The 21,130-nt window shown below is 48.2% G+C and carries 10 protein-coding genes and 1 tRNA gene; 6 read left to right on the top strand and 5 right to left on the bottom strand.

Annotated elements, in window-relative coordinates:
• The 5 genes from B9Y59_RS15635 to thrS form a co-directional block, all read right to left on the bottom strand.
• On the bottom strand, positions 1–6,193 hold a 6,193-nt coding region (locus B9Y59_RS15635; protein WP_158088928.1), incomplete at its 3' end, for a glycoside hydrolase family 2 TIM barrel-domain containing protein.
• An 849-nt stretch (positions 6,194–7,042) separates the two neighbouring features.
• Positions 7,043–8,065, bottom strand: a complete 1,023-nt coding sequence (locus B9Y59_RS02880) for an AraC family transcriptional regulator (protein ID WP_330395877.1) — start codon at positions 8,063–8,065, stop codon at positions 7,043–7,045.
• Between the two features lie 314 nt (positions 8,066–8,379).
• The gene (locus B9Y59_RS02875) at positions 8,380–9,255 is read right to left on the bottom strand and encodes a 5'-methylthioadenosine/adenosylhomocysteine nucleosidase (RefSeq protein WP_054323579.1); all 876 of its coding nucleotides are present in this window, start codon (positions 9,253–9,255) and stop codon (positions 8,380–8,382) included.
• A gap of 892 nt (positions 9,256–10,147) precedes the next feature.
• Positions 10,148–10,221: transfer RNA gene (locus tag B9Y59_RS02870), tRNA-Gly, on the bottom strand.
• Positions 10,222–10,661: 440 nt separating this feature from the next.
• Positions 10,662–12,572 carry a threonine--tRNA ligase gene (gene thrS / locus B9Y59_RS02865; protein WP_054323595.1) on the bottom strand — a complete coding sequence of 637 codons (1,911 nt, stop codon included), beginning with the start codon at positions 12,570–12,572 and terminating at the stop codon, positions 10,662–10,664.
• A 1,064-nt stretch (positions 12,573–13,636) separates the two neighbouring features.
• Here thrS and rny point away from each other — a divergent pair.
• The 6 genes from rny to recG all read left to right on the top strand — a co-directional run bounded on the left by rny (position 13,637) and on the right by recG (position 21,081).
• Positions 13,637–15,199: a ribonuclease Y gene (rny, locus tag B9Y59_RS02860; RefSeq protein ID WP_242967210.1), complete on the top strand. Its 1,563-nt coding sequence runs from the start codon at positions 13,637–13,639 to the stop codon at positions 15,197–15,199.
• A gap of 59 nt (positions 15,200–15,258) precedes the next feature.
• Entirely contained in the window at positions 15,259–15,531 is a 273-nt protein-coding gene (locus B9Y59_RS02855) for an acylphosphatase (protein WP_085531677.1), read from the top strand.
• A gap of 65 nt (positions 15,532–15,596) precedes the next feature.
• Complete coding sequence (locus tag B9Y59_RS02850) at positions 15,597–16,364, top strand: TIGR00282 family metallophosphoesterase (protein WP_085531675.1); 768 nt, start codon at positions 15,597–15,599, stop codon at positions 16,362–16,364.
• A 140-nt stretch (positions 16,365–16,504) separates the two neighbouring features.
• Complete coding sequence (locus B9Y59_RS02845; protein ID WP_054323577.1) at positions 16,505–16,765, top strand: stage V sporulation protein S; 261 nt, start codon at positions 16,505–16,507, stop codon at positions 16,763–16,765.
• A gap of 236 nt (positions 16,766–17,001) precedes the next feature.
• Positions 17,002–18,672, top strand: coding sequence for a DAK2 domain-containing protein (locus B9Y59_RS02840; protein WP_085531673.1), 1,671 nt, complete (start codon positions 17,002–17,004; stop codon positions 18,670–18,672).
• A gap of 378 nt (positions 18,673–19,050) precedes the next feature.
• Positions 19,051–21,081 (top strand): ATP-dependent DNA helicase RecG, encoded by a 2,031-nt coding sequence (recG, locus tag B9Y59_RS02835; protein ID WP_085531671.1) that lies wholly within the window; start codon positions 19,051–19,053, stop codon positions 21,079–21,081.
• Positions 21,082–21,130: the final 49 nt, after the last annotated feature.

Genomic DNA, 21,130 nt, shown 5'->3' with positions numbered 1-21,130 from the left:
CATAGTCAATCGCTCTTGTGGATTCCAGCGCCTCGATATCGATTGCTGTCTCTTCACCGTTCACAATCACAGAGGCTGCTGCAAATTCTCTGCCGTCCACTCTCGGAGCAAAGGTCAGTTGTACTTCATCGCCTGCCATAACATTTGCCGTATAGCTGCCTAGCTTATCCGCATAGGGCGGTTTCTCTCCGTCGACCCACAAAGTCACATTGTCGTCGAACTCAACCAACAGCTTATGCTCAGATGGCTCTTCTGCGGTCAAGCCGTCAATGGCATTTTGCAGAGTCTCTGCTGCATTTCTCAGCTCGTCGTCCGTCGCCGCCTCGTTGTCAAGCGTTGCTCCTGCCGCCTCATAAGCGGACTCGAACGCATTCCAAGCCTCTTCCAGATACTCGCCCTGGCCTGCGTCGTGAATTTTGGTCGCTTCCAGATACAGTTCTTCCAGCTTTTCGCGCGGGGTCTTTTCCGGCTCTGGAACGACGGTTGCATAGGTCTTTGCTGTGAGATTCTCATTGCCATTGATGTTCGTCGCCATCACGCGCAACTGAGTTCCCTCTGCGACATCTTTTTCAACATGGACTGTTGCTTTACCCGGGTTCTCTTGGTTCGGGGTAATGGTGACACCATTTACCGGCTTGCCGAATACATCCACCACCGACCAATCTGCAGACATCACTTCATAGGTATCGTCCCACACCAAACCTTCGATAGCGGCCTTCAGCATGTTGTAAGCACTGTCGATGATTTCTTCCGTTACACCTGGCGTAGCAACAACAACGTTTGCCACATTGATTGCCGCCTTCAAGATTGCAACACTGCTCTCGGTGTAGATGCTGGTATCAATGGCGTTTGCCTGATCCAGCAGTGCTTGCAGATCTTCCAGCGTTGCTGCTGCACGTGCAGAACCCGCCTTTGCAATTGCCGTCGGAGCGGCCTTTACAATCGTATACTCTTGGCTGGTTCCTACAACAATTTCTGCACGTTTTGGAGACAGGGCCACTTCTGCGCCCGCTTCCGGCACATCCCGATACTCGATGTCCGCGAAGTTCATCCACAGGACGACCGATTCATCTTCTGGTGCAACTGCGGGTTCGGCTGCTTCCTTACGGTCATATTTTTCCTGGCCGGTCAGTTCTTCCTCCGTCAAAGCTCTGGAATAAACACGTGTAATCGCGTACTCATTCTTTCCGACAAAGCCTCCTACAGGATCATAACCAATCCAGAAATTTGTATCTGTTGCATTCATGCCATTGCGGCTTCCATCTACATTCTCCAGGATCATCTCACCATCCAGATAGATCTGCAAGGTCGTTCCTGTATACACACCAGCAATGTGATGCCATTCATTGACATTTAGCACCTTGTCAGTGAGCGTATCCTCTACGGTATACCAATTGTTTCCAGACTTCAGATATAACTCATAATAGGTTGCATCCCCTTGCAAGGTTGCTCGCAAGCCAAAGCAATCGTCTCCCTTTCCAACGATCACATTGTATGCATCGCCCATATTGGATTCGAGCGGCTTAAACCACGATTCTACGGTAAAGGGATGCTTTCCTTGGAATACTTCGCTAAAGATGTCGCCACCATTGGAACCTTTGGTATTGGGAATCGGCATATTCCCGCCTAAAACCAGCCCAAACGTCTCGTCGGGAATCAATTCCGCACTGTCGGGAATTTCCGTATCGATATGATGGGAACTTTGATCTTTGATAACGGTGACAGTCCCTTCCAAAGCATAGACATCCGCCAAAGCTTTCTCTAAGTCGCCGTAGTTGGGAACCAGCTCTTTCTGCGCCTCGGTCAATGCATCGTACTGCGCCTTAACCGCTTCGATTACTTCCAGCTGGCTGTACGAATAAACATAAATGTCTGCGATAGCGTCTTCTACCACCTTGGCAGCCTGTCGGTCGATTTCTTCCTGATCGGGTAAGCGCCACGGCTTGCTGAGTTCCATCAGATCTGCGCCATTCTCAAAAGGAACGATGGAGTACTGATAAGAGTAAGCGCGATCATTTGGGATTGTATACTGTTCCAGGTTGTCCGGTCCGCAGCTCGCGTTGCCGATACCGCGAGAAATCAGATCGACATGGAAATAGGTTCTGCCGTCTGGGTCTGGAAGCTCAAAGGGATGCTTCGCTTCGTCCAGCTCGTCCATAGTAAAGCGCAGAGCACTTGCCTCCAAATTTTCATCAGCAGCTACCATGATGCCGGTATTGCGGTCGCTTCCTGTCAAAGCCATCCATTTCACACCACTGAAATTGCCGGAAGTCTGCGGGTCCACAAACGGATAGAAACTTTCGTCAACTGTATAGTTGTACAATCCAGTCATCGCATAGCTGCCACGATCGGTATACGACTCAGATGGACCGTCCCCGTACCAGGTGATGTCCTCATAGCCAACAGGAAGCGTCATTGTGGAACCGACCTTCATAATGGAACCAAGCCCTGTTCCCCTGGCATCCAAAGTCAGGCTGACCGTCACTACACCAGAGCCGTCGATGGTATAGATAACCGTTTCTTTTGCGCCCTTTCCACTGTTCAAAATCAAATTTGCAGTGATGACCATACGGCCGTCGCGTCTCTGAGAGATCTGAATCCCGTTTTCCTCTACAGAAATATCTTTATTGGCTTTTTGCCAATCGCCATCGACATTGCCGACATCGTTGCTATTTCTTGCGCGCCAGAAGTCAGGGATGGGTCCCTGTTCAATAAGAAGATCATTCTTATAGTAATAATTCTGCATGGCGCCTGTCGTTTTATCGATCTCAAAGTGGAAATCTGTTCCCGTTACGGTGATTACCTGTGGATCGCTTTCCTGATCGATCACCACTTCCTGGTCGGAAATCACAGGAGATACTGCCGGTGCATCTGCCGGAATGGCAAACTGCTCATGTGCAATCTCATGCCCTGCTTCCGCCCAGAGGGTATCTTCCTTCAGGCGAATCCAGATATTCAGATAATATTCCGCACCAGCCTTTTTCTCTGCGGGTAATGTATAAGGAACGGTAAACGTTTTTGTCTCACGCGGACCAAGCTCTTCATGCAAGAAGCCTTGGTCGATCTCCTTACCATCCTCCATCAGCTGCCAGGATACCTCATACTGGTCCAAATTGGTAAAGCTGGTTTCATTGTAGAAGGTCACTTGACGGTCTTTGATCTGTGTTTCATCCGCTGTCATCCAGAAATTCTGGTACTGGTATTTCACTTCATACAGCTCTGGCTGTGGATCGCGGTCCGCAGATACCAGGCCATTTGCACAAAAATCATAGTCCGTCGGATAGTCGCCCCAGTCGCCGCCAAAAGCATAGAACTTTCCGTCCATCTCTCCGTTGTTATAAAGGCGATTATGGGCAAAATCTTCTACATAGTAATTGTAGTTGCCAGTTTTGGCCGATTCAAATGGTTGCGAATAGTCCACCCAAACGAGTACGTCCTCGCTGTTTGGCTGGATGGGGGCGTCCGTACTGCGCTGCGCCACGATTTCTTCCTGTGTCAATGCCCTGGCATAGATGCGGGCGAGAGACATCTGCCCTCTGAGCGTATGGTCGGGGTTCTTAGAATCATAGCCAATGCCGAGGGCATCGATCCCGTCCCAATTGGGCACCTGATAGCTTCCTTCTTTGCTGCCGACTTCTTCGCCGTCAACATAGAGCTTCATGACCTTACCATCATAGGTAGCTGCAATCTGATGCCATTTCTCTGCCCAGTCTTCCGGAAGGTCCCAGAAGATTGCAGGCCAAGAATAATTGCCGTCATCTTCTGCGCATAGGGAGAATTCCAGCTGCGTACCATCGTCGGATGTTTTTAGCGCCACCTGGTAGTCGCCCTTCGCAATGAAGATATTATCGGCCACATCCGCCTGTGGTTTTACAACGGTCTCCAGCGTAAAGTTGATGTTTTCCCCGGAGAGATACTGGTCATAGATGGTGTTTTTGTCCTTCGGAAGAACAAGGAACCCTCCAAAAGATTTGTCCACCACCGCTTCGGCCGGGTCTGCATCCTCCTGCTTGTCTCCACCCTGGACCTGCATGGTGACGCCATAATTGCTCAGCTCGGTGATATTATACTGCCGTGCACAATCCTCAATATCCGTTGCACGCACTGTATCCACCCAGTCCCAAATATAACCGCCCAACATGTGGGGCTTGCTGCGGATGATGTCCCAATATTCTTTCAGGTTTCCAACACCGTTGCCCATCGCATGGTCATACTCGCAGATGATGTAAGGCATCTTGGTTTCTGCATCGGCCGCCTGCTGTACACGCTCCAAAGTCGGATACATCCGGCTATCCATATCGGTGCCGCCCTGATAGCGCATACCTTCACTATGTACCGGTCGGGTCTGGTCGCGGTCGTGATAATAAGCAACCAACTTCGGGAAAATATAATCGCCGTCTTCCATCGCCTTGAGGCTGTCGGAATCCTCCAGCTGTGGATACCCTGTCTCGTTGGCGATGGACCACATAATGACAGAGGTCTGATTCTTCAATGTATGGAAAGAGGTCGGTGTCCGGTCTTCCAATGCTACCTTGGTGAAATACTTCGCCATCGTATCGATCTCATTAATCAACGAGTGCGCTTCAATGTTGGCTTCTGCCATCATGTACAGGCCGTATTTGTCGCAGAGATAATAGAAGTATTCATCGTCTCCATAGTGAGAAGTACGAACCGAATTGATGTTATACTGTTTCATCAAGCGGACGTCCTCTTCTGCCACATCGCGTGGAACATACTTTCCATAGAATGGATCCGACTCGCAACGGTTGACACCTTTGATGAGGAGCGGCTGCCCGTTGATCGTCATCGGCTCATATTCCTCTGTGATATTGTGATAAGAATCATCGAGTTCCGTATGTGTAAAGCCAATCTCTCGGAAGCCCAGCTGCTGAGAAATGCTCTCTACATACGTCATTGTATTCTTATCATACAGATTCAGAACCAACGTATAGAGATAGGGGTCTTCTGCGGACCACAGATGTGGATTTTTTACAGCCCATGCCTGTTTATTGCTGGACTGTTCGCCAGATGCAATTTTACCCACATCAAAGCTTTGGGTCTCAAACTGCTCCTCGGGAACCAGCTGTTGCTCTGCATCGTAAAGCTTTACCTCTACGGCATAGTTGTCCACCGGAACGGAACTAAAATTCTTGACATTGACATCCATCTTCAGGGTCGCATCCTGATACTGATCGTCCAGATCGGTTTCCAGCTGGTAGTCGTTGATATGAACCAGCGGGGTTGCGAACAGGTAGACATCGCGGAAAATACCGCCATCGCGGATCATATCCTGTTTTTCCATCCAGGTTGCGTCTGCGAACTTGTGAACCTCAACTGCCAGGATATTCGGTTCTCCTGCTGGGTTTAAGTAGTCGGTAATGTCAAACTCGTGTGGCCGGAAGCTATCCTCGCTATAGCCGACCTCTTTTCCATTGACCCACACATAATAGGCCGTCTCAACTCCCTGGAAATTGATAAAAATACGGTTGTCATTTCCATAGAGGGAATCGTCCACTGTGAATGTCTTTCGATAAAATCCCACTGGACTGTAATTTACCGGAATACCAGGAACCTGGACATCCGAATCGTACTTAAGCTGCCAAGGCATTACCGTATCGCCATAAAGCGGAGTGTCCCAGTCAGCCCCTTCATAGGTTGTCCAGCTTCTAGGAACATCGACTGTGCGCCATCCGTCTTCTGGGTCCTGTACATAATCACTGTTATAAAACTTCCCATCGAGGAATTTCTTCCCCTCTGCGTCGTTTCGTACGACCGTCAGTTCCCAATCATCCGAAGAAAGCACCTGGACATAGTCCGAGCGCTCTTTTTCAAAGTTTACCGCACCGAGAACTGCTTTTTCCTCTGAATCATAGGCTACGGTAGCCGTTGTGTGAGGATCTTCGCGGTTTACTTCAAAGATGTCGCTAGCACGGACTTCCTCTCCATTGAGGTCCGTATAGTTTTTTCCCGTATACTCGTAATGGGTAAATTTGGGTTCTTCCGGCGCGAGTTCCGGGCCTTTCGCTTGCAGGGGATTTCCACCTGCATCATAAAGTTGTGGCGCACTGCTGCTCCACGTTGGAGTCTGCGTCTCTCCCACGGCAAAAGCAGCTCCACTGAACATGCTGGTTAACATGGAAGCCGCCAAGCACATGGCTAGAAATCGTCTTGAAGATTTCCAGACTGCAAACATGGTTACAATTCCTCCTTCACATATTTTACCTTTAAAGGCAAAATCATTATAACACGGTAATTCTTGTCTGTCTATATTTTATAAAAATAGAATATATAATCAATTATTTCTGTATATTATTACACGTTGTCGCGTTAAATAATTAAATTAAAGAACACTCTTTTTACTAGTTTTCACAAGTAGAAAAGACTATAATTTTCCGTATTAATAAATTAATACATTCCCTAATCCCTTAACATACACCTATCTACATTCTGTGTTTCCATTCCAATCTATTTTCAAATTGTTTATAAATATTCACTTGAAATTTCGCCTCATATCTTTAAAGATTTGATAAATCATAGTAATGACAGGGTTACCCTGCAATTGGGTGGGGCTATCATTTGATATATCCCCATTACAAATAAACAAACGGATATTGGTAATAGGGATAACTGTGATCAAACGGCAGCTGTAAAATGGCGGATGATCCCTCTCGCTAATTGACTAATGAATATTTTTAATAGGGACAGTCTCCGCAAAAGGTAGGGTGTCCCTCTCGCTAATATACTAAGTTAAAATCATCGGTTAAGCCGGTGGCTTAAGGGGTCCTTATAAATGTCTATTGCCGGCAAGTGTCCCCAGACGCACAAAGCTTTATGCCGCTTACATCCCTTGCTCCATAACCTGTAAACGGGCAATCACTGTTCTAACGGCAACCTTCTATCATTGAAAGACCGTTGTTAGCGGTTCGCTTTGTTCGATGCGTAAAGGAAAAGCTTTTTGGAGGGTGCCTCCATCGACTCTGCCGGGGACCCTAACAAACCAAAAGGGTATGCATATGCATACCCTTTTTCGACAGAAAACGAATTATTTCTTCGCGACAGAAATCCAAAACTCACAGGTATAATCTGGAGCAGTAATATTGGCGCTCGGATAAACCTCTAAGCATATGCCTCCCGATGGCTGATATTCACTGGTGGGAAAGAATTCTGTATAAATTCTTTTCCACAAGCTTTGAAAGGCCTCTGGCATACGCCCTACGCAGGGGAAAATCGCCCAGGTATTGGTAGGAATCTCTTCGAAAGAGAGCGTATCTTTCAGTTCTCCGCCCCCATAAGCGACGCCGATCGCATAGTCGAAATCTCCCTGTTCTGGATTGTCAAAGCAGATACCCACAAGTGCATCCCCAATGGCATTTCCGGGACGGATATAACGGCTTAGTATCTCTATAGTTCCGTCTTTCCAAAATTTGTTCCATAAGGCATGAATCTCCCGCTTTCCAACATCACCGCCCTGAAAGCGTTCCTTGTGTGCAACCAACTGAATTGGCCCCTTCTTTTCGATGCGATAATCCATTACATTTCCACCTTCCATCACCAATTTTACCGAAAGACGGGAGAAAGACTTTAGGCTCGCTGCATTTGACTTTGCCTGGGATGGTGTAATGCCGTGAAACCGGACAAAGGCTCTCGCAAAGCTTTCTGGACTGTCATAACCATATTTCAGCGCAACATCGATGACTTTGGCATCGGAAGAGACTAGTTCACTTCCTGCAAGGGTGAGTCTCCTGTTGCGGATATATTCCCCCAGCGTATACCCACAGACAATACCAAAAACTCGCTGAAAATGGAAGCTAGAAGAACAAGCACACTTTGCAATTTCAGCATAATCCAAGGTCTCTGTCAGATGATCCTCCATGTAGTCAATTGCATTTTGCAATGCAGCGGTCCAATTCAACGATTTCTCCCCCTTCCGTGTGATACCATTATAGTAAAGGCGGACACTATTCTCCTGATGTTTTGTGCGCTTCACTGCTTGTTGAATCAGCGGAACATATTCTTTAAAATGGTCAATCGTTTTCCAGGAACTTGAAACAACTTCGTTCAGCAATCCTTCTGAATCGTTCCCATCCCATTCCTCTGAGAAATATTCCGAAAGTAGTTTCCATGATAAAGGATGGAATCTTTCTATGCTATTGCATGTTTAAAAGGAATCGGTTCCGCCAAAAACAAACTGGAACAACACAATATTCTTTCTTGTTATCATATTATTCCAACCGGAGATAGCTGGTAAAACCGTTGGAAAGCATTGTATATAAGGTCATTTCTATTGGAAATATGCACACATGCCAACTTAAAAAAAGAATCCCCCGCAGTTTTGGGACTGCGGGGGATTTCGACCGATCCATTCGATTGAAAATGCTGTTACATACTCTGCAACATTGCCAGGACAATGCTCGCAGAATTGTCGGCGGCTGTATCACCAAAGTTCTCATAGGTGTCATGTGCAGCACCGTCTGCCTTGTCCGACATCGCGCGAATAACACAGCAAGGAACTTCATATTGAGCAGCAATGCGCGCAACTGCCGCCCCCTCCATCTCGCAGGCAATAGCGTCAAACTCTTCCTGTAGATAAGTGACATACTCTGCGCTGGCAACAAACTGATCGCCTGTAGCAATGCGGCCCTGGAATACATGATCCTCACCCAGAACGGAAACGGCTGCTTCATACGCTTTCTTGCTGAGTTCTTCATCTACAGGAATGGTGCCATCTTCATTGACGCCTGCCGCTGCGTCCCAAACAAATCCATCGTTTGTCTGATTGCCATAATCGTGAAATACCAAGTCCGTTGCAATGACCTCGTCCAAAACCTGAACTTCATCGCCTACTCCGCCGGCAATACCTGTGAAGATGATGGATTTCACATCAAATTCATTAATCAAAACCGTTGTACCCGCGGCTGCCATAGATTTTCCGATACCGCCCTGTACAAGGACAACATCTTGACCTTCCAATGTCCCGATGTTGTAATCCACGCCACCGATGGTTTTGGTTTCGCTGATTTCAGCTTTTTCAAGCAACATCGCCAATTCATTAGACATTGCAGTAATGATACCGATCGGCTTGCTTTCCGAAGCATCGGAAACGGTGCTGGATGCTTCAGAACTGGTTTCAGCCGTAGAAACAGACTCGGAAGAAACGGTGCTGGAATGGTTGTCCGCATTGCTGCACGCAGCGAGAGACAGCAGCAGAGCGACTGTTAAAACAGCGGACAGGAGCGCACGGGACATCTTTTTCATAAGTATGAATTCCTCCTCAGATCTTTTGCACACATGAAAACATGCGATTTGTATCTTTATTGTAGAGGAAGGATGTGTAGTCCGTCAACCGATCGAGGCGATTTTTGGCAGATTCTACCGAAACAACACTAAGCCAGACAAAACTTGGGTTGTTTTGGTTAAAAGTAGGCTGGTAGAAAAGACATCAAACAAATGAATCTTTTGCAAAAGCACCCTTTTATTCTTTTGACTTTTCCCACAAATCTTAAACAATCTCTATTTTTGCGTTTCTCGTTTCTGATCTTCTTTAGTATAGGATTTTCAGGGACAAAAGGAAATTCTACCATTCTCTTGCATACGAATCCAATGAAAAGCTTATCAAGCCTGTCAGCCTATCCGAGGCTCCCCACCGGTCTATTTTTATTTACAGGCGACAAATTATGCGATCAGAAGAGAAGCTCTATTTTGGGCTTAAAGTACAGTGGGGTGATCCCCTTAAAAAAGGGAACTCCACGGCTTTGGTGTAAACTCCCCCACTCCTTTTGTATCATATCAGGGATCGTTCAACCGTAGCAAATCTGCGGTAAAATGGTTGTTTTGGGATTGATGAATCGTGTTTAAATCCTATATTTGTACGAATAATCGGATGATCTATGGCAAGTTTTATTCAATAAACCATCACGATAGAGGCAGAAAAATCAAGCAGGAATAAAGCTCTGCACGATTCTATAGCAAAGAATCTCTATGCCATATTACGGAAATTCGTTGTAATTTCGGTGTCTTATCGTCTTATCTTTTGTACGAACGCGAATGATCGGAATGAATCCTCTGTCCTATGGCGAAAATGCGGAAGTAGCCACCACGATTTGCAACAAAAAGAAAACTACGGTATGTGCAAGACATACCGTAGCTTTGGAGCGGCTGATGGGAGTCGAACCCACCTCCGAAGCTTGGGAAGCTTCTATTCTACCGATGAACTACAGCCGCATATACTATAAAACTTTTTTTGAAAGCTTTACTATTCTACCATATATTGTATCGAGTTGCAAGCCTCTTTTTACAGAAAGATTGCAGAGAACCAAACTTTTCAGTATGGTGTTGTCAGAGCTTTACATAATTTCCATAGGCCTAAACCCTCCATATTTTGCGGGAATTATGGTATTCCACATTTTCCACTGAGTTTTCCACAAGATAGAGCGGCATTTTCCTCTGTTTCCGCCCACTTTTCCACTAGAGCTGGAAAAGTTGCTGTGCAATTCCGTGGAAAAATTTCAAAAAAATCGCTTTACATAATCTTTGAGACAAAATGCGAACATTTCCTAAAACTAAGGAAAAAGGCCGGGAGTCCACCCGTTGGAAAAGAAGTGATCTTTCCCAACCGTGTACCTCCTGGCCTTTCTTACCAACAAGCAGTGGATGCCCACCAATTAATCATGCGCTTTTTCTGCGACTTCCTTCTGCGCTTTTTCGATAAAAGCTTCCACTGGCATCGTTCCCAGATCGCCCTCTTTACGGCTGCGCACAGCAACATTTCCTTGCTCTGCTTCTTTGTCTCCCACTACGATCATATATGGAATCTTCTGGAGCTGTGCCTCACGAATCTTGTATCCGATCTTTTCGCTTCGAAGATCATTTTCTACGCGTAGACCCGCACTGGTGAGCGCCTTTTCCAGTTGAGCGGCATAGTCATGGTGACGTTCTGCAATCGGCAGGATCTTCACCTGAACCGGCGCCAGCCACATCGGGAACGCGCCTGCAAAATGTTCTGTCAGAATGCCAATGAAACGCTCAATACTGCCAAATACGACGCGATGAATCATAATCGGGCGATGTTTTGCACCATCTGCACCGGTATATTCCAATTCGAAGCGCTCAGGCAACTGGAAGTCCAGCTGAATGGTACCGCACTGCCAAGTGCGGCCAAGACAATCTGTCAGATGGAAGTCGAGCTTCGGGCCATAGAAGGCGCCATCGCCCTCGTTGACTTCATAGTCATAACCCAGCTCTGTAATCGCCGCACGCAATGCATCGGTTGCCGTGTTCCAATCTTCCAATGCACCCATGTGGTCCTCCGGCATGGTCGACAGTTCAATATGATATTTGAAACCAAAGGTGCTGTACACTTTATCAATCAGGCGTACCACACCCTTAATCTCCTCTTTGATCTGCTCCGGCGTCATAAAAATATGTGCGTCATCCTGTGTGAAGCAACGCACGCGCATCAAGCCGTGCAGCGCTCCGGAAAGCTCATGGCGGTGAACCAGCCCCAGCTCGCCAATACGCAGGGGCAGGTCACGATAGGAGTGTAGTTTTGTCTTATATACTAGGATTCCACCCGGGCAATTCATGGGTTTGATCGCAAAGTCCTCATCGTCAATGACCGTGGTGTACATATTCTGTTGATAGTGATCCCAGTGTCCACTGCGCTCCCAAAGCTTCCGGCTCAGGATAATGGGTGTGGAGATCTCCTGATACCCCGCCTCCCGATGAATTTCACGCCAATAATCGATCAATAGATTCTTCAGCACCATTCCTTTGGGCAGGAAGAACGGGAATCCGGGTCCCTCCTCCATAATGGTGAAGAGTTCTAGGTCTTTGCCAATCTTTCGATGGTCGCGCTTTTTGGCCTCTTCCAGCATCGTGACATATTCCTCCAGCTGGGATGCCTTTGGGAAAGAAATGCCGTAAACACGCTGCAACATCTTATTGTTGGCATCAGCCCGCCAATAGGCGCCTGTACAATTGAGCAGTTTCACCGCTTTGACGCCCCCAGTGGACATCAGATGTGGTCCGGCACAAAGATCGGTAAAATCGCCCTGCTTATAAAAGCTGATCTTCTCCCCTTTTCCGGAGTGTTCTTCAATCAGTTCGACTTTGTATATCTGCTTATTTTGGGCCATCATATCCTTGGCCTCTTCTGGACTGAGTTCAAACTTCTCCAATGGCAAATCTTGCTTGATGATTTTCTTCATCTCAGCTTCAATTTTTTCCAGATCCTCCGGCGTAAGCGTGCGCGGCAGATCCATATCGTAATAGAAGCCATTATCGATAGCCGGGCCAATGGCAAACACCGCATCTGGGAACAAATGCTGGACCGCCTGCGCCATAATGTGCGAGGTGGTATGCCAATAGGCGTGCTTCCCTTCGGGAGAGTCAAACGTCATGATCTCCACAGTACAGTCCTTGGTCACTGGTGTACGCAGGTCTACTGCCTCACCGTCGATTTTGCCAGCGCAGGCTGCCTTATACAGACCTGCTCCAATGGATTTTGCGATTTCAGCGATTGTCGTGCCAGCTTCGTATTCCCGCACATCGCCTTTCAGCGTTACTTTTACCATGGTTTCTTCGTCTCCTTTTTGATTTTCAACAAAACAAAAAGCCTGCCCCTTCGTTCCAAAGGGGCAGGCTGAATAACCCGCGGTTCCACCCTGATTCGACAGCATTGCTGTCCTTTCAGCGGCCTATAACGCGGCCAAACGGCACGCTTTCTGCAATGCTTTCAGCGTGCGCTCCGAGGTGGTGGCCCTTGCAAAATCCCCTTCGCCGTATGGGCTTACAGCTACTGCCCATACTCTCTGTTGGCCGGAATTTGCGGCGTCCTCATCAACGCGTTGGTATTATTATGTTCTGGTTTTTATCTTATCATTCCCCTCAACGATTGTCAAGCAGAGAATCTCTTGTGATTGTTCAAAAGCAATCCCTAAAATTCTATTCATAATTTATACATATTGACATCAAAATTCTTGACATTCGGGTATATATCGTAATACAATTATAAACGTGATCTTATTTTCACAGCGGATGTTTTTCATCCGCAGATTCCAATGACTTTAACTTCAAATGTGGGATGGTCCGGACATCCGGGAATCCCCATGGGGAGACGCTGAAGGAACTCGCTCAATATCAACGCCGGCGGATGTTCGGCCGGATTTGTGTTAAAAATACTTTTTGCTTTGTGCATGTTTGGGAAACCCATCCATAAGGGATCTGGAACCCGCTGGCGCAGTTTTTCAGGTTGTTTGCTGCTCGGCGGTTCTTTTTCTCCGTTTCTCTTATTTTATGTTTCGAACATGTCCTAAGCGCATCGGGAAGTGTGTCATCAGCACGGCAGGCCATCCGGTATATGGCTGCCCTGTTTCGCTCCCATAGATAACCGTATTTTTGCGCTTTTCCATCCCTAAAATGGAAGGAACCCGAAAAATCCGACATGCCAATTGCAGGCAAGAACCTCGGTTTTGTTTTTAAGGAAGAGCAGGCCGGTTGGATTTTTTGCGCCTTTGTGCCACGTCGGAAAGAACCAAGGGACCCTTTCCCAGTGGATTGCCACTGGACAGGTTGATCTGTGCAGTTCTGGTTCAGTGCCCCCTTGAATCAAATGGAAAACAAGGAGGTGCCAACAGAATTGAATCAAATTTCGATCCCCGTATGTATTGTCATAGCACTGGTGTGCGCTGTGATCAGTGCTGCAATCGCCTTCTTTGCAGGCGTTGCGCACCGCAAAAAAACGGCAGAATTTGCCATTCACTCTGCCGAAGATGAGGCAAAACGCATTGTAAGCGAAGCCATCAAAACCGCAGAAGCAAAGAAAAAGGAAGCTGTTCTGGAAGGCAAGGATGAAATCCATCGCCAACGTGCAGAAGCTGAAAAGGAACTGAACGAACGCCGCAAAGAGGTTCAGCGTCAAGAGCGCCGCATCCAGCAAAAGGAAGAAACACTCGACAAAAAAATGGAAAGCCTGGAGGCAAAAGACGAAATCCTCAACAACAAAAACAAGCAGGCGGATGAACGGTTGGCCGAAGCGGAGGCCGTGAAAAAGAGCCAGTTTGAAATGTTGGAGCGTATTTCCGGTTTTACAGTCGAACAAGCGAAAGACTATTTGATGAAAAATCTGGAAGACGAGCTCACGCACGAAAAAGCGGTCAAGCTCATGGAATTTGAGCAGCAGACAAGGGAAGACGCCGAGGCGTCCGCCCGCGAGATCATCTCCATGGCGATTCAGCGTTGTGCTGCTGACCATGTGGCAGAGGCCACGATTTCGGTGGTGCCGCTGCCAAACGATGAAATGAAAGGCCGCATCATCGGCCGCGAGGGCCGCAATATTCGAACCATTGAAACCATGACCGGCGTGGATCTGATTATCGATGATACCCCGGAGGCTATCACCCTTTCAAGCTTTGAACCGGTGCGCCGCGAAGTCGCCCGTATTGCATTGGAAAAACTCATTGCAGACGGCCGTATCCATCCGGCGCGCATTGAAGAAATGATTGAAAAGGCTCGCCGCGAGGTGGATACAACCATCAAGCAGGAGGGCGAACGTGCGGTCATCGAGGCTGGTGTCAACGGTATTCACCCCGAGTTGGTCAAATTGCTGGGCCGTCTGCGTTATCGCACCAGTTACGGCCAGAATGTTTTGAATCATTCCTTGGAAGTCGCGTATCTCTCCGGTGTCATTGCGTCGGAGCTTGGTCTCGACCCAACCATCGCTCGCCGCGCTGGTTTGTTGCATGACATCGGCAAGGCGCTGGACCATGAGATCGAAGGGTCCCATGTGGACATCGGCGTCGATGTGGCGCGTAAATACAAGGAGAGCGAAACCGTTATTCATGCGATCCAGGCTCACCACGGCGATGTGGAGGCTAAGACCGTAATCGCCTGCATTGTGCAGGCTGCAGATGCAATCTCGGCAGCAAGGCCGGGGGCACGGCGTGAAAACCTGGAAAATTACATCAAACGTTTGGAAAAGTTGGAAGAGGTTGCTTCCTCCTTTGACGGCGTAGAGCGTTGCTATGCGATTCAAGCAGGCCGCGAAATCCGCGTGATGGTAAAACCGGAGGTGATCTCCGATGATAAGATGATCCTGTTGGCACGTGACATCTGTAAAAAGATCGAGAGCGACCTCGAATATCCGGGCCAGATTAAGGTCAACATTATTCGTGAGAGCCGCGCGATCGAATACGCAAAATAAGAGATTTGGAGCGGGCAATTCTGCCCGCTCTTTTCATTCAAAAAAGGAGGGAACTGGACATGCCACGCTATAAAATGACCGTACACGGGCGTGTACAAGGCGTAGGATTTCGCTGGACCTGCCTACAAATTGCACGAAAGAACGGTCTATCCGGCTGGGTTCGCAACCGCGCGGACGGTGCTGTAGAACTGGAAGTACAGGGTACCAATGAAGCGGTGGCAATCTTTTCTTCCGCAATCCGGCGTGGAAACGGTTACAGTTTGATCGACCACATTGAAATGCGTGAGATGACAGAGGCGGCCGCGGATACTTCTTTTCGCGTGCTCTATTGATAAAAAGACGCCTAAGTATGTTTCCGATTTTAATCATGCTAAAGAGCTCTAGGAGGCTATCGATTATGAATATTCTCGCCATCGGCGACGTTGTTGGCAGCATTGGCTGCAAATTTTTGCGCGCACATCTGCCCCAACTGAAAAAAATAAAAGGTGTAGATCTCGTCATTGCAAACGGGGAAAATTCCGCAGATGGAAATGGGATTACGCCCGTGTCTGCCCGCTTCTTGTTTGACAGCGGTGTGGATGTGATTACTGCTGGCAATCATACCTTTCGCCGAAAAGAATCCTATGACCTTTTCGATTCCTGCGAAACCCTTTTGCGCCCTGCAAACTTTCCATCGTTGGCGCCGGGGCGCGGATATTGCGTGGTCGATATGGGGCGTATCCAGGTCGGGGTTTTGAACCTGATGGGGGTCGTCTATATGGAAAGTATGGATTCCCCTTTTGATGCAGCGGATCGCATTCTGGCAGAAGGCGTTCCAAAAATTACTTTGGTCGATTTCCACGCCGAGGCCACCGGAGAAAAGAAGTCCTTGGCATATTATTTGGACGGTCGTGTATCTGCGGTTTTTGGTACCCATACGCATGTACAGACTGCGGACGAATGTATTTTGGAGCACGGTACCGGTTATATCTCTGACCTTGGCATGACCGGCCCCAAGCGCTCTGTTCTCGGTGTAAAGCCCGAACTTGTCATTCAGAAGATGCGGTCTAAGATGCCCGTCCGGTTCGACCTTGCTGACGGCGCCTGCGAAATGGGGTGCGTTCTTTTTACAATAGACGAAAAAACAGGGAAAACAATCGCTGTTGAACGGTTAAAAATTGAATAGACCCGGAAAAATTGTAAAAAGAATTGCTAGTTATTCTTCTCTTCTGCTTGAAACTTTGTACAAAATGTTTTATCATATGGTTGGGAGACCCGCAATGGTTTTGTACATTTCCAATACAGGGATGTTGGAGGGATGGCTTTATGGAACCTTTAAAAGTGTCATCAAAGTCCGCACCAAACGCAGTGGCCGGCGCGATTGCCGGGGTCATCCGTGAGTCTGGCAGCGCAGAACTGCAAGCCGTGGGTGCTGGCGCTGCAAATCAAGCGATCAAAGCAGTCGCTATTGCCCGCGGCTATCTCGCCCCTGCCGGGATCGATCTTGTCTGTATCCCGGCTTTTGCCAGCGTAGTCATCGACGGCGAAGAACGTACAGCGATCCGCTTAATTGTGGAGCAACGATGATGAACAAAAGGGTTCCCGCACGGTACCCATGCCAAAGAACTTTTGGCATGTCAAACCGCGCGGGAACCCTTTTTGCGAATCCTTCCGATTCTTTCGCCTATCTTCGCTTTTTTATGGCAATAATATTGATTGAATACCACATGGGAATATGGTATAATATTTCAATAAAATCTCTAAAGAAAACCGAGAGAAACACAGTCGTAGCTATAGAAAATACTACCGAGGGAGTGTTCGCAATGATCAGTGGATTGGAATTGCGGGACGCCATGATTTCTGGCGCCAATAATATCGCAAAGCATAAAACTTCTGTGGACGAATTAAATATTTTTCCTGTGCCAGACGGCGATACTGGAACAAATATGAGTATGACAATGGGTGCTGCCGCGCGGGAGCTTGAAAACGCGGAAGGCAGCGCGGGTGAAATTGCGCACAAAGCGGCTTCCGCTCTTTTGCGTGGTGCGCGAGGGAACTCCGGCGTAATCCTCTCCCTTTTGTTCCGTGGATTCTCCAAGGGTGTAGAAGGGATGGAGGAAATCGGCGGTACCGAATTGGCCAATGCCCTAGGAATGGGCGTTGAGGCAGCATACAAGGCTGTTATGAAGCCAACAGAGGGGACTATCCTGACCGTCTCCCGTGTGGCATGTGAGAAGGGAAAAGCAGCCGCGGAGATCGATAATGACCCCGTTTATGTTTGGAGTGCCATTTGCAAAGGCGCCGCAGAGGCACTGGAAGAAACTCCTGAATTGTTGCCTGTCCTCAAAAAGGCTGGCGTAGTCGATGCCGGCGGCAAAGGCTTGTGCCATATTTTTGACGGTATGATGTCTGTGTTTAAGGATCATACCATCATTGCAAATGAGCCCTCTGCTGATATGTCCAATTTGAGTGCAGACGAATTCTTCCGTAATGCGGCGGCGGAATTTGACCAAGAAATTCATTTCACCTACTGTACGGAATTTATCGTGGGTCGTGACCCCGCATGTAAAAAAGATCCACAGGATCTTCGCCAGTATTTGGAAGGAATCGGAGATTGCGTTGTGGTCGTGGATGACGATGAAATCATCAAGGTTCACGTGCACACAGAAGAGCCTGGCAATGCTTTGCAGGCAGCGTTGGTATTCGGTCAGTTGCTCACTGTAAAGATTGAAAATATGAAAGAGCAGCACCGCAAAGCTGCAGAGGCCAATGAAGCGGCTAAAGCAAAAGCAGCCGCGGAGAAGAAGCCTTTAGAGCCGGTAGAGCCCACAGAGGAGATCGGATTTGTCTCCGTCGCAGTGGGGGATGGTTTAAAAACTCTGTTCACGGATTTGGGATGCACCCACGTAGTGAGCGGCGGCCAAACGATGAACCCCAGTACCAATGATATTCTGGAGGCAATTCTGGCTACTCCGGCTAAGACGGTCATGGTTCTTCCAAACAACAAGAACATCATCATGGCGGCGGAACAGACCGTGCCGTTGGTAAAGGACCGCAAGGTGATCGTGTTACCAACACGCACCATTCCCCAGGGACTCTCTGCGATGCTAGCCTATGATCCAGATGTTTCCACCGAACAGAATGCTGTTTCCATGATGGAAGCCGCCGGCAACGTGGCAACGGGTACCGTGACCTTTGCTGCACGTGATTCGGAATTTGGTGGGCACAAAATCCGCGAAGGGGACATTCTTGGGTTACGCAATGGCAAAATGGAATTGATTGAAAAGGATATTGTCCACACATGCAGCAAACTGACACGCTCTATGGTGAACCGCAGCACCTCTTTTATCACCATCATTTATGGCTCTGACATCACTGAAGCACAGGCCAATGACGCATACAACCGTATCAAATCTAAGATCAGCGGCGACATCGAAGTAACGCTCGTGAATGGCGGTCAACCCGTCTACTATTTTATCATCTCTGTCGAATAATCAAACGGAGTTGGAAGGTACGACCGACGCGAATTTTTCTGTAAAACAGATCTTCTTCGCTGGATAGAAAGAATCGGCTTCCGGCTTCTCAGAACGCGGTCCTATCCTGTTGATGGATAAAGGAAGGTTTATATCTTGTTTCCTTGGTCAGCCGATCTTCTAGGTGCGGCCTGTACAAATCTTTTTACAGAATAGATGCATGCTGTCATCCGGTTAGAAAAAAGCCTTTCCAGTTTTCAGAAAAATTTGTTCAGCAATATGGACGGAACCTTTTTGATTCTGTCCAGTGTTTACGCAGCAAGTGAATGAAACCGTTTTTCAAAAGCCGGAGTAATCCGGCTTTTGTCGATTCTATCAACCGATAGGAAGGAGGAACCTATGTCCTTATTTCGCATGCCCATTCAGGATTTAAAAGGCGTAGGGCCAAAGCGGGCCAGACTCTTCGAAAAGATTGGGGCGCCCAGCGTTGGGGCACTGCTACGTCTCTATCCGCGCGCATACGAGGATATGACCTCTCCCTATCCCATTCGAGAAGCCCCTCTCAATGAACCGTGCGCCATCCAAGCGACCCTATACCGCGCTCCCACAGAAACGCGCGTACGTGGCGGGATGTTGTTATGTAAATGCCGTGTGACAGACGGTGTGAGTGATTTGGAGATCACTTTTTTTAACAATCCCTATGTAAAAGACCGGTTAGTCGAAGGAGAAACCTATCTATTTTATGGAAAGTTATCTGCGAACTTTCTGAAACGTGAAATGCTCTCGCCGGAATTCTATCCAATCGAAAGTTGCCCGCCCATTATTCCCATCTACCGACAGACCCAGGGGCTCAGTTCCCGCATGATTTCCAATGCGGTCAAACACGCATTTTTACTGCTTCCACATGACCTGCGTGACCCGATTCCTGCGCCTCTGCGCACGCAGCAACATCTTTGCCCGCTTCGCAATGCTTTAGAGCAAATTCATTTCCCTTCTAACATGGAAGAATTGCGAGAAGCTCGCCATCGAATGATCTTTGAAGAGCTGTTGGTCCTTCAATTGGGGCTTCTACGCATGAAAAGCCGCGAGCGAGAACGGACTTCTTTGTGTTTGACAAAAGACTATACAGAGGAATTCTATCGTCTGTTGCCCTTTACGCCCACCAATGCCCAAAAGCGCGCTGTACAAGAAGCGATGGCAGATATGACGGGAGGACGTCCAATGAACCGTCTTGTACAGGGAGACGTGGGGTCCGGAAAAACAGCGGTGGCCGCTGCATTGTGTTACAATGTCGTGGAAAATGGGATGCAGGCCGCATTGATGGCCCCTACAGAGATTCTTGCCCATCAGCATTACGAAACGCTCTCCTCCATTTTAGCCCCTGCAGGTATTCCCATCGCACGCTTGACTGGATCATTGACCGCAAGCAAAAAGAAAAAACTTGCAGAACAACTACAGGCGGGCGAGATTCGTCTGGTCATCGGTACACATGCCCTGCTTTCAGAAGGCGTGACTTTTCAAAATTTGGGATTGGTTGTCACAGATGAACAGCACCGTTTCGGTGTGGCACAGCGCGCTGCGCTAGCGTCCAAAGGAAATAATCCACATCTTCTGGTGATGAGTGCGACACCGATCCCCCGTACGCTTGCATTGATGATTTATGGTGATCTCGATCTCTCTGTGCTGGACGAACTACCTCCCGGCCGTCAGAAGATTGAAACGTATGCGATTGACAGCTCAAAGCGTACACGTGCATTTCACTATATGCAAAAGCATATCGATCAAGGATTGCAATGCTATATCATCTGTCCCACCATTGAAGAAGGCGACAACGATATGGCTGCCGTTCTACAGTATGCGGATAAACTCCGCACGGAATGGATGCCCGGAACTCGGATCGGAATTCTGCACGGCCGCATGAAGGCGCGGGAAAAGGAGAGCGTCATGGAGGACTTCGCCTCGGGGCAATTGGATATTCTGGTCTCCACTACGGTTGTAGAGGTCGGAGTGGATGTTCCCAATGCTGTCGTAATGTTGATTGAAAATGCAGAACGGTATGGTCTTTCTCAATTGCATCAATTGCGTGGACGCGTTGGACGTGGAACCCATCGCTCAACCTGTATTCTGCTCTCTGATGCACAGAATGATGAGGCCCTGACACGCCTACAGGTGATGTGCCGCACATCAAATGGCTTCGAGATTGCCGATGAGGACCTTCGTTTGCGTGGTCCGGGTGATTTTTTCGGTTCTCGTCAACATGGCCTGCCTGATTTGAAAATTGCCGATATGGCGCAGGATCTGGAAACACTCAAACAGGCTCAGGAGGTTGCACGTACCATCTTAGCCCAAGATTTCGCCTTGGAGCAGCCGGAGCATCGAGGCTTGCGTGCAGAAGTCAATCAACTCTTCCAAACATTGGTTGGTGGTTGACCATTGCCCACTGCAAAGAACGCCATGGGCAACGAACCCTCTCATTCCA

This window comes from Anaeromassilibacillus sp. Marseille-P3371 (assembly GCF_900169665.1).
Classification (GTDB): Bacteria; Bacillota; Clostridia; order Oscillospirales; family Acutalibacteraceae; genus Anaeromassilibacillus.
The sequence above is the reverse complement of the archived record's forward strand: the minus strand, read 5'-3'. Positions and strand labels throughout refer to the sequence as shown.